A 13013-nucleotide genomic window follows, 5' to 3' on the forward strand; every position below is an offset into this window, starting at 1 on the left:
GACCAGCAGGTGGCGCCATTCATCTTGTGTCAGGGGGTATGATCCTGGCGTCGAAGCTGGCAGTACCGCCACGATGACCGGGTTCAGCGTTTGCATGAGGACCTGAGGTTCATCGCGTGCGAGTTCTGTCCTGAGGGCACAGAGTTGCAGGGCTGATGCCTCGAGATGCTGCCGGGCTTGCGTCAGGATGGCGTGTTCGGCGATGCGCCCGGATTCATTCAGGGCAAGCTGCTTTGTCGAAATGTGGCGCAATGCAAAAGCGATCGTATTGAGAGCATCTGCTGCGTCGTTATCGCGTGTGTCTGCCATGGTCGTCATTTTGCATTTCATTCAGGTGTGTCGCGCAGCCAATTTTGAGGCGTCACGCCCTGGGAGTGCGGCGCATTTCCCTGTCGGATCGCGCAGGAAATCCTCCAGTGAACCGAGGACCTCGTGAAGTGCCATCCGGCCGTGTGCACTTTGCGTGGCGGCAAGGAACGCCTTGATAGACGGCGCGCGCCAGGCGTCGCTTTGTGCAAAAATTCGAGAGCGACAGGCCCGCAAGGTGTGCCGCCACGAAGAGCGGCAACGTTTCTGCGGAGGTGGCGTTATGCAGCCGGTCTGTCGCCTCATGCGGGTTGCTCACGACATTGACGCGTAGGTAATCTGCCATGAGTGGTGTTCTGGCCCTCTCAATAGCATCACAGGACCAGATGCCATTCTCTTTCAGGCGGGACTTGAACGGGATCGCGGCGATTTTGTGCGCGAGAACAGAGGCCATTTCCGCGGCCACGGGTGCTGAAACCTGCGTCTCGAGCTGACGGAAGACGAAGTGGTGCTGATTGCCCAAGCCGAGATCCTTCGAGATCCAGAGCGCAAGATCGGCAGGCGTCCTGAAAAGCAGCAATGTGCGCCAGTCTTCATGCGAGAAGTGCGAATGGCCGGGCTCGGAATTGGAAAGCGTGGCCACAAGTTTTGGGCTGAATGTTTGCAAGATGATATTGCGGTGGGAATCCGCAATATCGGGGGAGGCTGCGATCAGCGCGAGGGCCTGAGTTTCGGCCGCTGCGATAGCGACTGAAAGAGGTGACGCGGCGTGGCCCAGATCGCGCGTCATCATGGCGCTGATCCCCAAGCAGATGCCGGTCAGGGCGCGCATGGCGTCTTGTGGCGCTATTTGCGTCATGGCGTTCCTGTTCATGTCTTCTGCGGTTTGCGGTCTGCGGTCGCCGCGACTGTCGGTCAGGCGTAGGGGATGTAGCCGTCAGCCTCCGCAGGTGAGGTGGCGTGTGTCTGTGCGGCTGCCTCTTGCGCAGGCCGCTTCACCAAGGCGGCAAAGGCATCTTCCATCATCCGGCGGCGCTGAACTTCGTCTGCGAGGATCTTGTGCTGGTCTTGTGTCAGTTCCGAGAACGTCGGAATGGACGCACCGCGTCCTTTGCGAATGTCCATGTAGAGGCGCCACTCGCTGACATTGGTCACTTCGGGCATGATGCGATCTCCGCAACGCGTGCTGCGAGCACCTGCTCACCGGGCAGGTGTGGGCGGCTCAGAAAGGTCTCCGCCATCGCTTGTGCGCCGTCCTGGCCAGCCACAAGGGCCTTAATGATCTGGATCGCCTCGATGCGATGTCCGTCGAATTGCAGCGCAAGTGCGCGCCATTGGTCTGATGCTGTGCTCATATTCGTATCGCCGGTCGTCCCTGCATGCGGGTGAGATTGGCGCCTTTCATTGTCATTGAAGCGGGTCCACTGGTTTATTGGATATGGAGCCGGTTTCGGATCGGTAGTGATCGATAGGTGCCTTTGTGATCCAATTTCAGGTCATGGCATCATGATCAGGTGATCTTTTCCTGGCGTTCCAGTTCCTCAGCAAACCGGAGCTTGAGCGCCGCCAGTTCGGCGTGCAAGCCCATCAGTTCGTGGGCTGAGGACTGGTGTGATGGCGTCATCAAACGCAGGATCGCAAGATCGTCACCGATGGCCGCTCGTTGCATCTCTCCCATGGGTAAGCCGCTAAATCGCTCTGCGAGGGTCATGCCGTCTTGTCCCACGAGAGCAGTGATGCGCGCGGCGATGTCGCGACTATCGCTCTTGGGGTGGGTAACGACGACGATCTGGGTGCGATCGTAGGTGACGCCGCCAGCCATCAGGCGTGTCGCATACTGGACCTCTCTGGGTGCCTTGTTCTCGTTGTAGGTGATGATGGCTGCGATCTCGATTGCTTGTGCGAGAGCTTCAAGCATGGGATCGCAGGGTAAAAAGGTGATGTGCCCGAGATGGGCGCAATCGTCCGTCACATGGGTGCGGAAAAAGAAGGTTGCCTGACCTTCAAGTGAACTCTTGAGGACGTGGCGGAAAGGACCCGCAGCATTCGTGAGCGAGCCGTCATAGTCCAGCAATTGCGCGGCGTTGTTCAGTGCGTAATGTATGGGTTTCAGGCGCGCATCGAGGTAGTCGATTTCTGCGTCGAGCTGCCGGGTCCATGCAGAAGTGAAGCCCGTGCTGTCGCCATGAAACTGGTTCATCTTGTTGACAAGCGGCAGGCCCACCATCAACAGAGTCAGTCTTTCAGGGCCCCCGATGGAAGTCCTGACGATGATCATATCGGAACTCTTCGTGCCTGCCAGCTGACTGGTGCGTCGCAGCGTGATCGGGATCGGTAGCACGTAAGAGGTCAGTGCTACCTTGTCGGGGCGCACCGCATAGATGCACGATAGGTCGTCAAAGACAATCAGGTAACGGTTCCGCTCTACCATCGCCGGTGTTTGAAGGATGCAGCTGTTCGAGGCACTCCACATCCGGGGGTCATCGACCTTGAGGCCGGAATAGTCGCCGGTCTGCGGGAAGCTGGTTTCGATGGCATCGATCAGGAAGCTGGTGGCCTGCGTCTTGTAGGGGGCAGGGCTGCGCGTGATGATGCAATCATCCATAGTCCGCGACGCCGCGCGCGTGCCCGCCGAGATGTCCGCGTCGAATGCCTCGCACAGGGCAGACTGGTGCGTGAGGTAGGTCTCAGATTCCTGTTTCTCGCGACCCATGACATCTCTCCGTATTTTCGTTGGGGTGGACCGACGCCTGCCGCATCGATGATGGGGTGGCGGGCATCGGTCCTTCTCGGTCTTCAACCCCGTCAATATTGTGCCATTGGGGGATGTCGCAGAAGGCGACTTGCGTTCACGGCAAGACGATCGTCGAGAGGTCGGCCTCAACGATGGCGGCCCGGACTTCGCGGCGCCATTCAGCGACACGCATGCGCTGATGCGCACTCAGGGCGTCCATGAATTGGCCGCTTTCATAGCGGAATTGCCCGAACAAATAGGATGTGACATTTTCCAAGCGCCATTCCATCTTGGCGATGTCGACAATTTCGGCAGCAATCTGTGGGCGCGCAGACCATGTGACGTCCCAGGGGCGCACAAACCGGACCATGTCATCGCAGACCTTGATGATTGCCAAGTCGGGATCGTCCGGCAAGCAGGCGGTCATCTCAGTGGTGCCGCGATTGCCATCATCGGCATTGGCATGCCGGAAGAAGCCTGTGACTTCGGCGGTTCGGCCAGTCTCATTGACGACGACTATATCCTTCACCTCGATGCTGACGTCGGTGTCGCGTGCGACCAATGCCTCATATCGCTCGATGCGAAGACGCGTGCGGCGCAGACCTTCGGCGTGCGCGAGCCTCTCGTGGTTGCTGAGGACGTCGAACTGCCTGGCGACGGCTGGATTGAGGCAATAGGGGTAGTTTACCCGCTGCCGCACATCGTTCACCCATTCGATATGCTTGTTCCGCTCCACATTGATGTCTGATGTGGACCAGCTCAGCTCACCGCACCAGTCGAGAAGCCAGGGCCGGCGATAGACATAGCCCACGCCTTCGTGGTTGACGCCGAGGAGGTTGATATGCGGATCGCCTGGCAGGCAAGGCAGAAGGAGCCGCGCTGATGAGGGATCGCGCGGGTTTTTCAGAGCAAGGGTGTAGAACCCTTCGATCCAGTAGCGCTCGCCTGTCTCTGGATCTTTCAGGACGTCATCGATGTCGGCGAGGCCTGGGCCTGCGTGCCGCACCGGGCGTTCATCGGTCATGCAGGGCACCCCGTCGTATTTATGATCTTCATCTGCGCACGGATCTCGGTGAGCCGCCCGTGCATGTCCATGAGGGCATGTGTGGATAATCTTCCGGCGCGATTGTCGGTTTGACATAAAACTCGTTGCCGATTTCCCAAACGGGAACTCGGGTTGTTCCAAAACGACCCGCAAAGATCTGGCCGATGAAGGCTCCAAGCTCTTTACCTGCAAGTGCGTAGTTGATGACGCCCGGCTTCGGGATATAGCGCTTGGTTGGAAGAACGATCGTTGGCGTGATGCCGTTTTGTCCGCATGATTGCAGGAACCTTTTGAGAGATCCGCGTTTGGGATCACTGAAGGCAGCCCAATCCCGGGTGTGGGCATTGATGATGTAGTTTGAGAGGAAATCGGTATCGAATTCGGTGATTGTGCCACCGGGCCAACGGGCCAAAGTGACCCCGACGGACTTTCCGTTTGAAAGCCATGTACCCGTCGCATCGTCGTCGGGATAGAGGAAGTTGACGCCGATCTGTGAGCGCAGGACTTTGGGTGCGCCACTATAGGATCGGACATCAAAGTCTCCCCAAAATGCCGCAGGCGGGGTGGCATCAGGCTTCGGTGCTTCTTTCTGCGGTGCAGATCCAGCGTCGTCCGACTTGCATCCGGCAAGTGCTGTTGACGCCAGAAGGGCCATCATGTGACGCCTGGAAATTTCCGTCATGTGAAGGGGTATCCTCGGTCCTGAAAATGCTGGGCCGGGATGTTTTTGTTCTTCCCGCCACCTTCAGAACCTTGTTCCGTGGTCGTCTGGTCGGAAAAAACGACTGTCGTATATTAACGATAAAATTGGTTTTCGTAAAATTGGTTTTGTTGTGTTACCAGAATGAGACGAGTCGGTGGATTATCGTGTGATATGCATTTTTTCCACACGTAGTCCTGGGCTTCCGAGTGCAAGCGAGGTCGAAAATCCGGCTCTGCGCAACGTGATCGCGGTCGCATCGGAGGGGATGTCATATTGTCCGCCGGTTGCGTCCGGTGTGGGGCACGCCTCCTGCCCTACGAGATTTATGGGCATTGAGGAGTTGATGATGTCGATTTGGTCGAACACCCTCCGACGCGAATGATATCGACGACGCCAGTCATGTTTGGAAACGACATTGCGGCAAATCCATCCTCGTCTGGAAAATCGAAACCTGCGGCACCGTTTGGTCCATACGCTATATTGATTGACCAGGATTGTTGTCCTGCACCATCAAGTATGAATGATCCTGTGGCTGCTGAGATGTCGATACTGACCTGACTTGCAGGGTGTGCGCCACCGGTCGAGCCGATGATCTTGAAACTGGCAGCCGTCTGAATATGAACTGCATAGTCGATATTGAGTAGTCCTGCGTCCCGTATTGCCAGTGATTGCGAGGGCGCGTCATGGGTGAGGCTGGCGTCGAGCAAGACGCTGCCGGTCAGCGTACCGCTCATACCCTTCAGGTTCGTGCCCGTCATATGGGTCATGCCCACAGGTGCGCCGGAGGCTTGGCTGAATTCTACTGCGCAGTTGCCGGTAAAATCATTCCGGGATGATGCTGCGATCTCGATTTCGACGAAATCGTTGCCGCAGTCGAGGTCAAAGGCGTTGGAGCCGGGGCCCGACCTGATGCGGTGTCGGCTGAGACGATCAGGGAGCTGGATCGAGGTCAGGTTGATCGTATCGTCTCCATCGCCAAGGTCGACCTCGATAGGCCCAGGTGACGCGCTTGTGAGACTGAGAATGAGAGTATCTGCGCCTGGTCCTGTTGCGTAAACGCCAGATTGAGACAGTTTGATCGTGTCGTCTCCAGATCCTGTCTCAATCAAAGCTCCACTCCCGGTGCCACCGCTCAGCACGAGGCTTTCGCTGCTCGCCGCGCCAAAGAAATAATCCGGTCCATTGCCAAGATGATAGCAGGTGACGCCGGCGCGATACGAAACCGCTTCGGCTGCATCCGTGCCAATAAAACAGCCATCACTGCTGTATGCTTCATGTTGGGTGATATGCGTCGCAACTTCCGCCCTGCGCATCAGCAGGCTGATCTGCTGGCCGACAGGTGTAATTCCAACCAGGGAAACTGTAGCAACAAGGCCTGCGAGGAGTCCGTATTCCACGATGGAAGCACCGTGGTCATTTTGCGTAATCCCAGGTCTGCGGACTGAGGTGGATCGCGTGGTTTTGAGGGTCAACATGTCCGGCTTCTGCTCTGGATAGGTCTGATCGAGCAGGAAGTGGGATCAACGACAGGGAAGAGGTAACCTCACTTTCTCTCCGCACCTATATTCGCGTCGATGAAGAGCTCAGTCCGCGACTTCAACCAGGTGGAACGTGATGCTCTCGGCGGAAATCCTCGTGCGTAACGGATTGTCGGCCGTGCGTTTTGCGTCTCTGTCAATCTGGTAGGCCAGCGAGACGATGATCATGGGCTTGGTGGCCGAGATCTGCACCAGGCCAGGTGGGATCGGGAAGCGAACCTTCCGACCATCATACTCGCTCTCTGTGTGAAAACAGGCCTCGGGCAAGTTGATATTGAAATCTGCGGCCAGGCAGGCGACGGCTTCCGCGAACTGACGCTCAAGACGCGGGTCCGGAACGGAGCTGAAATCGAAAAGTCCCGTCAGACCTGCGGCCGCGGCCGCAACCTTGACCCGGTCGGCTGCATCACTGGCGGAAATGGCACTGATACGGATCGTCCCCAGGGGCAGGTTTCCGAGGCTGAGGTCGCCAATGCAGACATAGACACCTTTTGTGCGGGAGACATCAGCGGCGAATGGTTTGTCCATCTGGATCGGTTCCTTTTTCAGATTTTGAATGAAATGCTTTCACCGCACCCGCAGGCGGCGGCGACATTCGGATTGTTGAAGCGAAATCCGCTTTCAAGCAAGGTTGATGCATAGTCGATCTCCATGCCGAAGAGAAACATCTGCGCTGATGCCGCAAGGTAGACCCGCGCGCCGTCGGACACGACAGCGAGGTCGTGCGCCTGAGGCTCGTCGACGATATCCATCGTGTATTCCATACCGGCGCATCCTCCCTTCTTGATGCCGATCCGCAATCCTGATATGGCAGATGGCATCAATCGCTTGATGTGAGCCGCAGCGCGGTCCGTGATCGTAATCGGATCTTTTTGCATATTCTGGTCCTACCTGTTCATACAGGATGTTGGGTCAATACGCCTGTTACACAAGATTTTTCTGCCGCTCGTTTCCGCATTGGAAAAAGTGAGGCGATCTCCTGTTGCTGCGATGTTTTGGCCTGAGAAATATATCTCTATTTCCGATGAGAAATACTGACCCGCGTCATCATGGCGCCCTTGGTATGGAGGTATCATGGATCTCGACAAGCTACAGAAAAAAGGTGCGATTCACATTGGTGCCCGGTCTGGCCGGATCGTGCTCTACGCGTATTCCCTCGAAGATCACCCTGGTGTTGTGTCTGTCGGATGGACGTCGAAAGGCACCGCATGGCGTGACGATCATCCGGTGATCGCGGATGTGGTCAGCGCCTACGATTGCGAGGTCAGGTTCTGGATGATCTGTCATCATTCTTCTGCACGTGAAATTGTCGGCAAGATCCGTGAAGGCCTCCTTGGAAAGGGAATGGCTGCTGATGCACCCTTGGGTGCGGCAGACAAGTCCTACGAGCACTGGTTCCGCGCAGGCCTCGAAGATATCGTCTTTGCGTATCCTCCCTTTGCCAAGATCTTTCTCAGCGAGGTGCCGAGCTTCGCCGATGAAGGTATCGAGCCGGTGACGGGAGAGATGAGCCTTGACGTCAAATTGGCCGGGTCGTCCTCCATGTCCGGTCGCGGGCAGCGATCTGGTGCAGGGGGTGGCGAGGAAGAATCCGAGGCAAAGTTGGCGGATGCACTTTTGCTGAAGACGGAAGGCTCTCGGTCAGTCGCGAGCCTCGGTATGATCGGCGCAATCGTTGTCGGTATTGCTTACCTGTGCTTGAATCAGGTCACAAAAACCGGAGGAGGGCGGTCGTTCCTCGATAATGTGGGATCTTTTACCGGTCTGTCTTTTAGGTCTGATCGTGAAGTGGTCTTCAACGCCGGCAATCTGGTCCCTGATGCTCCCTGGGTGGTTTCCGAGCAAGGTAATCTGAATGGTTGGTATGATCCAGCACGCACCGACGATGCAGGCCGCACGTTCGGCATGCCGAAAGATGTCCAGGGATTTCGCATCAGGACATGGGTCGACAGCCAGGGGGTCGATCAACAACTCTATGCTGCATACAGCTTCAACGCGGCGTCAGTCTGGTATCCGCGCAATGTGACGCAGATCGAGATGTCTCGTCGCATTTTGACAGACTTGATGCGGATCGACGATATGGCGCAAACCCTGCACGCCGATGCTTGCAAGGTCCGTGATGAATCTGTTGAAGCATTCAAGTCTGTGGATATCGTCATTGTCCATCAGATGGACATTCTGGCCGCTTTCACGACCTCATCCGAGAGCTGTGAGAGAGGCTATCCTGATGTGATCAAGCCTCGTCCCATGGTGCCAGCGGCCGAATGAGGTCAGACTTGACCTAGCGCTTGCGTCATCTCTGCTGTGCTGTGACGAGATGCCCAGCGAATCCTGGGCGGATCGTCACCAAGGCAACAGTATTGGCTTCACGCCCGAAGATGATGGGGATTCATTCCCGGCAGCCGGCGTATCGCCGGTCTTGAGTGTGACAATGTCCGCAGCATCAGGTGGCGTTTCTGGCCCATCGATCGTGAGGTCCGGAGATACAAAGATGCCGGTCTCGGACGCGATCTCCGAAGCGATCTTACTGCTGGGCACCGACTGTGCAGCGCGCGCGGTGATATCGTCAATAAAGGAGATGGCCTGGTCCATGGTAGCCGGGAGATCTTCTGCGTCGTCGTTCTGTGTTGCGGGAGCGAGAAAGACAACATCTTCGGATACATCCGGTGTCGTTTTGGGGGCCAGGGTCGGTGACACCAGCGGACCTGTCGGCAGCATGTCGAAAGGCGTGCGGTCGAAGATCCCACCGTCGAGCAGGTAGACGGTTTGCGTGTCGACTTCGTTGATGTTGAAAATCGACTTCGTCGAGACCGATTCTTCTCCAGTTGCCATACCAAGTTGTGGTGCGATGGGGTCGATGATGCTCTCGTCCAAGGTGGTGCCGGGACGGCCGTAGGTGTTCATGGATGCACGATCAGGGTATTCGCCGCCCATACCCGGGACGCGGAAGATCTGCGCATCTCCGTCCGCCACGCGAACGACCATACTGGGCAGGCCCGTCATCTGACGCAGTTCCGCAATTGTCGCCGTAGCGGCTGCCATGATGTCTGCTGTGCTTGGCGGAGGTCCTGGGAATGGCATGAACTGTCCGACGCCCGGCATTGGAACGTAGGCGCGCGTGAAGCGGCCGCGGACAATTTCCGGTGCTCTACGGACTGGCCTTTGGGCTTGAGTGACTATGGAGTCTGTGCGTTGGCCTCCGCCTGGCTGCGAAACGGTCCGGATCGGATCGAAGGTCTGAAGGATACTCTCACGACGCGCGATCAAGTCCTGGTAGGAAAAGGCTGAGGCGATGAGATCGTTTTTCTGCGTGTCGCCTGGTGCGGGCATTTCAATAGGGCGGTCAGGCGCTTCACCGCCCCCGGTATAAACGGGTAAGGTCGGCGGCGCCAAAGTCACAAAGGAGGGGGCCATCGTGAAGCCGCGGTCAAGAAGATCGCTCACAGTCCGTGTGCGGTCCGCGGAGCTCGTGGCACCAAACACTGTCGCGATCAGCCGTTCGTTGTCGCGCTCCGCGGATGCGACGAGATTGTATCCTGCGGCCTTTGTATAGCCTGTCTTTATGCCATCGGCACCGAGATAGCCCGAAAGAAACATCCTGTTCGTATGCGTCACCTTGGCGACGCCCGCATCGGCTTCGAGTTGCGAGAAGATACTGTAGTATGCTGGGTAATCAAAAATCATGTGTCGTCCAAGAATTGTCATGTCTCTCGCAGTGGAGAGATGATTTTCCTCTGTCAGCCCATGAGCGTTGACGAAATGGGTGTTACGCATACCCATGGCCAGCGCTGTCCTGTTCATACGTTCTGCAAAGGCTTCCTGGCTGCCGGAAATGCCTTCCGCGATCGCTGTCGCGGCGTCGTTTGCCGATTTTACGGCCGCGGCTCTCACGAGATAGCGTAAGGCAATGGTCTGCCCGGCTTTCAGGCCGAGCTTTGTCGGGATTTCCGAGGCCGCGCGTGCACTGATCAGGATCGGAGTATCCAAGCTGATCTACCCGTTCTCTACCGCCTCGAAAGCGATATAGAGCGTCATCATCTTTGTCAGTGACGCCGGGTGCAGTGGCGTATCCGCATTGAACTGCGCGTAGATCGCACCGTTGCGTGCGTCCATCAGCATGCGTGCCTCGGGCGCCGCAGCGGCTGACTGGAAAGACAGACAGACAGAGATACAGAGAGCGGAACCGCACATCAGCCGCAGCCTTGTGGTCAGGCTGCGGCGTTGCGTTTGGGTGCGGGATGATTTCGGGTCGCCCAAGTCGGTCTCCATGACAGATATCTGCCTATGATGTTGGACCGACCTCGCTGCCGCGGAAATCAAAGGTCGTGATGCATGGGACCAAGCGCATTCGTGACATCTCGTCTGACGATTTTGTCCGGTGCCTTCACCAGAAGTTCGATCGGTGGCAATGACGCCATGAGGTACATCCGGCCATGGTACGAACCCAGGCTCTGGTTGATGTTGTGGATCATTGTAGCGTGGCCGCCGCCTGATGCTGCGAGATCTACCTGCTGCGCCAGCCCGAGTTTGGCCAGAATGGCGAAGCTGCGGGGCAGGCGTTTCGATACGCTGTCGATGGTGGCCTGGGTGCCGAGCTTCGAAGCGTCCGGACCTGCTGTCTGCTTGATTGTTTCAGCACTGAGTGCTGCGGCCGCTTTGATCGAGATCTTCATGTCACCCAGCAGACCTACGACGAGGTCTGTTTCTCTCCTGAAGATATCTCCTTCCGTCACGCGGACATCGAGCAGGAGCCGGGTGATGTCATAGGTCGTGGGCTTGCACCGTTCCAGAAGGAGCCGGAAGAAGACGTGATCTTCAGCAAGGCTGACGTGTCGCATGACAGGCGAGATCGTGTCGGCCACCCGCATTGGTGCATGCTCGATAATGGACCTGTAGACATGCGTCAGCGCGCCTGCCGAAAGCTTCGCTTTGCGGACACGCTCGAGGGTCGAGCGCTGGAGCTGGGCCAATGCACCCCAGCTTTGTGCGCCATGAACTTTCTCAACGAACCTGATGAGGTCGATCCTGCGGGTATAAAGGACGGATTCCATCATGCCGTGGTGAAAGACGTCCCTTGAGATGATGGCGCATATCTCGTCTGCGACGGCCTCCCGATGAATGCCCTCGCCACTCCCGACGTAGATACAGGCTGTGCGGAGATGTTCAGCGGTTACGGGCTTGGTCAGCATGTCTCTCTTTCCGTGTCGTGTGATGTAGCATTGCAGTCCGGCTCGAGGCTGAACAGGAGATCTTCGACGAAGCGGGGAGGCGCCAGCATGATGCCCCTTGGACCGGGAAGTGTCGCCATCAGCTCCATGCGACCGTGGTGAGACGATGCCTTTGTGAACAGAGCCCTGAAGCCGCGTTGCGAGAGAGCGATCAGCTCCTGTGCGTAAGGTGTGATGTCGACACCAATCCTGATCAGCATCGCGGCCTCCTGCATCTTTCCCTGTTTAGTGCAGCGCGTAAGGTAGGATTGCCACAGAGGGGCTGACTTTATGCGCCTGGCCAACGAGATGAACTGATCGAGGCACGCGGTATCGAAGTGATTCATACCGGTCCGGACAAGCAAGGCGTGTGCGATGTGATCGTCAGAGGGCGTCGCTTCGGCCATGACACTATCTATGATGCCCGCAGAATGGGTCTCGATGGCATAGATAAGGCTGTCGGACGGGTCTCTTAGGTAGTCCTCCCGGTGATGATTGAAGGCGAGCTGGAAGACCCGACTGCGCAAATCGTCAGGCAGGTTCATACTGCGCCATGCACTGCGCGTATTGCAGCCAAAGGGATCAAGGTTCGACAAGGCCAGATCGCCCCACTTGTCGCAGAGATATGTGACAAGCTCGGCGGATTCCGACAAGAAGGAGATCGCATATGCCATGTCTTCACATGGAATGCGGTCATCGATGATGGCCTTGGCTTCACTAATGAGAGCCTCGCGCCCTGGGTTGCACGAGACCCGAGATCCCAGGTAGGCGCAGATAGCTTCCATGTGAGTGACAAAATCGGCCGACGGCGGCGTGGTGCTTGCCATATCTGACTGTCTTTCTTTCTGGCTCAGGTTTTCGTGCGGGACATCGCGTGGCTGGGCCAAGGTGGTGTGGCTCTCGCGAAGATGTGGTCGTTCATGCGGAAGAGGTGCCACGCACGCGGACGCGTGGCATGGAAGATGTGGGTGTATTTGCTCATGTAGGTGCTTCTGGCGCATCGGATTGTCAGATGGGCAGGGTCTCGTGGTCAGTCGAAGTTGACGATCCGTTGAAGAAGTATTGTCGTTTCATTCGCTGGCATGGTGAGTAGGTCTAAGACAGATGGCAGGCTCTGGACGAAAGACAGGCGTCCGTGGGACGAGGACATCTGGATCATTGCCTTGCGCACAAGTTGCCTACACCCCGGCGTCATGTATTCATCGGACAGGGCGCATCCGAGATCTGCCTTGAGGATCACCATGAGGCCTCGCATGACTTTTTCGTCGTGATGGGCCTGCGTCAGGTAGCGCCGGGTGTTTTCATTGGGCGCGGCTGTCAGGCGATAGGTTTCAATCCTGTCTGCGAAAACCTTGGCGAACTGAGGCGTGAGCGTCGCCGCAAGCAGTCGGCGATTGCCCAGAAATCCAGGAAACCTGGGGCCCGTTGCGACGTCATCTGACGGCATTGCCGTCAGCATTTCGCTCAGAAGCTCCATATT

At 57.3% G+C, this 13013-nt stretch carries 14 protein-coding genes and 1 pseudogene; 1 reads left to right on the forward strand and 14 read right to left on the reverse strand.

What is annotated here, in order from left to right; genetic code table 11:
* From ACOI1H_RS19710 to ACOI1H_RS19755, 10 genes are all read right to left on the reverse strand, one after another.
* Positions 1–309, reverse strand: a 309-nt coding sequence (locus tag ACOI1H_RS19710) for a hypothetical protein (protein WP_422439538.1), incomplete at its 3' end; no start/stop codon positions are given.
* 52 nt (positions 310–361) lie between these two features.
* The gene (locus ACOI1H_RS19715; protein WP_422439539.1) at positions 362–1138 is read right to left on the reverse strand and encodes a hypothetical protein; all 777 of its coding nucleotides are present in this window, start codon (positions 1136–1138) and stop codon (positions 362–364) included.
* 83 nt (positions 1139–1221) lie between these two features.
* On the reverse strand, positions 1222–1470 hold the full coding sequence (locus ACOI1H_RS19720) for a hypothetical protein (RefSeq protein WP_422439540.1): 249 nt from the start codon (positions 1468–1470) through the stop codon (positions 1222–1224).
* Entirely contained in the window at positions 1458–1661 is a 204-nt protein-coding gene (locus ACOI1H_RS19725) for a hypothetical protein (RefSeq protein WP_422439541.1), read from the reverse strand. Before ACOI1H_RS19725 ends, ACOI1H_RS19720 begins: the two co-directional genes overlap by 13 nt.
* A 155-nt stretch (positions 1662–1816) precedes the next feature.
* Positions 1817–3106 carry a hypothetical protein gene (locus tag ACOI1H_RS19730; RefSeq protein WP_422439542.1) on the reverse strand — a complete coding sequence of 430 codons (1290 nt, stop codon included), beginning with the start codon at positions 3104–3106 and terminating at the stop codon, positions 1817–1819.
* A gap of 49 nt (positions 3107–3155) precedes the next feature.
* A complete protein-coding gene (locus ACOI1H_RS19735) occupies positions 3156–4064 on the reverse strand; it encodes a hypothetical protein (RefSeq protein ID WP_422439543.1) in 909 nt (302 codons plus the stop codon).
* 28 nt (positions 4065–4092) lie between these two features.
* Positions 4093–4767, reverse strand: a complete 675-nt coding sequence (locus tag ACOI1H_RS19740) for a hypothetical protein (RefSeq protein WP_422439545.1) — start codon at positions 4765–4767, stop codon at positions 4093–4095.
* A 344-nt stretch (positions 4768–5111) separates the two neighbouring features.
* Positions 5112–6263 carry a Flp family type IVb pilin gene (locus tag ACOI1H_RS19745; RefSeq protein ID WP_422439547.1) on the reverse strand — a complete coding sequence of 384 codons (1152 nt, stop codon included), beginning with the start codon at positions 6261–6263 and terminating at the stop codon, positions 5112–5114.
* 108 nt (positions 6264–6371) lie between these two features.
* Positions 6372–6854: a hypothetical protein gene (locus ACOI1H_RS19750; RefSeq protein WP_422439548.1), complete on the reverse strand. Its 483-nt coding sequence runs from the start codon at positions 6852–6854 to the stop codon at positions 6372–6374.
* Positions 6855–6871: 17 nt separating this feature from the next.
* Positions 6872–7204: a HesB/IscA family protein gene (locus ACOI1H_RS19755; RefSeq protein ID WP_422439549.1), complete on the reverse strand. Its 333-nt coding sequence runs from the start codon at positions 7202–7204 to the stop codon at positions 6872–6874.
* A gap of 196 nt (positions 7205–7400) precedes the next feature.
* Here ACOI1H_RS19755 and ACOI1H_RS19760 point away from each other — a divergent pair, with 196 nt between their 5' ends.
* The gene (locus ACOI1H_RS19760) at positions 7401–8594 is read left to right on the forward strand and encodes a hypothetical protein (RefSeq protein ID WP_422439551.1); all 1194 of its coding nucleotides are present in this window, start codon (positions 7401–7403) and stop codon (positions 8592–8594) included.
* A gap of 1092 nt (positions 8595–9686) precedes the next feature.
* Here ACOI1H_RS19760 and ACOI1H_RS19765 read toward each other — a convergent pair.
* The 4 genes and pseudogenes from ACOI1H_RS19765 to ACOI1H_RS19780 all read right to left on the reverse strand — a co-directional run.
* Positions 9687–10517 (reverse strand): annotated as a pseudogene (locus ACOI1H_RS19765) (D-alanyl-D-alanine carboxypeptidase family protein); the annotation flags it as partial.
* Between the two features lie 125 nt (positions 10518–10642).
* On the reverse strand, positions 10643–11515 hold the full coding sequence (locus tag ACOI1H_RS19770) for a hypothetical protein (RefSeq protein ID WP_422439553.1): 873 nt from the start codon (positions 11513–11515) through the stop codon (positions 10643–10645).
* On the reverse strand, positions 11509–12360 hold the full coding sequence (locus tag ACOI1H_RS19775) for a hypothetical protein (RefSeq protein WP_422439555.1): 852 nt from the start codon (positions 12358–12360) through the stop codon (positions 11509–11511). Before ACOI1H_RS19775 ends, ACOI1H_RS19770 begins: the two co-directional genes overlap by 7 nt.
* Before the next feature lie 203 nt (positions 12361–12563).
* On the reverse strand, positions 12564–13013 hold a 450-nt coding region (locus tag ACOI1H_RS19780; protein WP_422439557.1), incomplete at its 5' end, for a hypothetical protein.

The sequence above is a fragment of the Loktanella sp. DJP18 genome (genome assembly GCF_049310965.1).
Lineage (GTDB): Bacteria > Pseudomonadota > Alphaproteobacteria > Rhodobacterales > Rhodobacteraceae > Loktanella.

What these genes read in the sequence shown, in the direction of transcription:
- ACOI1H_RS19760 (WP_422439551.1), top strand. Translation starts at nt 7,401, where the DNA reads ATGGATCTCGACAAGCTACAGAAAAAAGGTGCGATTCACATTGGTGCC.
- ACOI1H_RS19755 (WP_422439549.1), bottom strand. Translation starts at nt 7,204, where the DNA reads ATGCAAAAAGATCCGATTACGATCACGGACCGCGCTGCGGCTCACATC.
- ACOI1H_RS19720 (WP_422439540.1), bottom strand. Translation starts at nt 1,470, where the DNA reads ATGCCCGAAGTGACCAATGTCAGCGAGTGGCGCCTCTACATGGACATT.
- ACOI1H_RS19775 (WP_422439555.1), bottom strand. Translation starts at nt 12,360, where the DNA reads ATGGCAAGCACCACGCCGCCGTCGGCCGATTTTGTCACTCACATGGAA.
- ACOI1H_RS19715 (WP_422439539.1), bottom strand. Translation starts at nt 1,138, where the DNA reads ATGCGCGCCCTGACCGGCATCTGCTTGGGGATCAGCGCCATGATGACG.
- ACOI1H_RS19745 (WP_422439547.1), bottom strand. Translation starts at nt 6,263, where the DNA reads ATGTTGACCCTCAAAACCACGCGATCCACCTCAGTCCGCAGACCTGGG.
- ACOI1H_RS19740 (WP_422439545.1), bottom strand. Translation starts at nt 4,767, where the DNA reads ATGACGGAAATTTCCAGGCGTCACATGATGGCCCTTCTGGCGTCAACA.
- ACOI1H_RS19725 (WP_422439541.1), bottom strand. Translation starts at nt 1,661, where the DNA reads ATGAGCACAGCATCAGACCAATGGCGCGCACTTGCGCTGCAATTCGAC.
- ACOI1H_RS19750 (WP_422439548.1), bottom strand. Translation starts at nt 6,854, where the DNA reads ATGGACAAACCATTCGCCGCTGATGTCTCCCGCACAAAAGGTGTCTAT.
- ACOI1H_RS19770 (WP_422439553.1), bottom strand. Translation starts at nt 11,515, where the DNA reads ATGCTGACCAAGCCCGTAACCGCTGAACATCTCCGCACAGCCTGTATC.
- ACOI1H_RS19735 (WP_422439543.1), bottom strand. Translation starts at nt 4,064, where the DNA reads ATGACCGATGAACGCCCGGTGCGGCACGCAGGCCCAGGCCTCGCCGAC.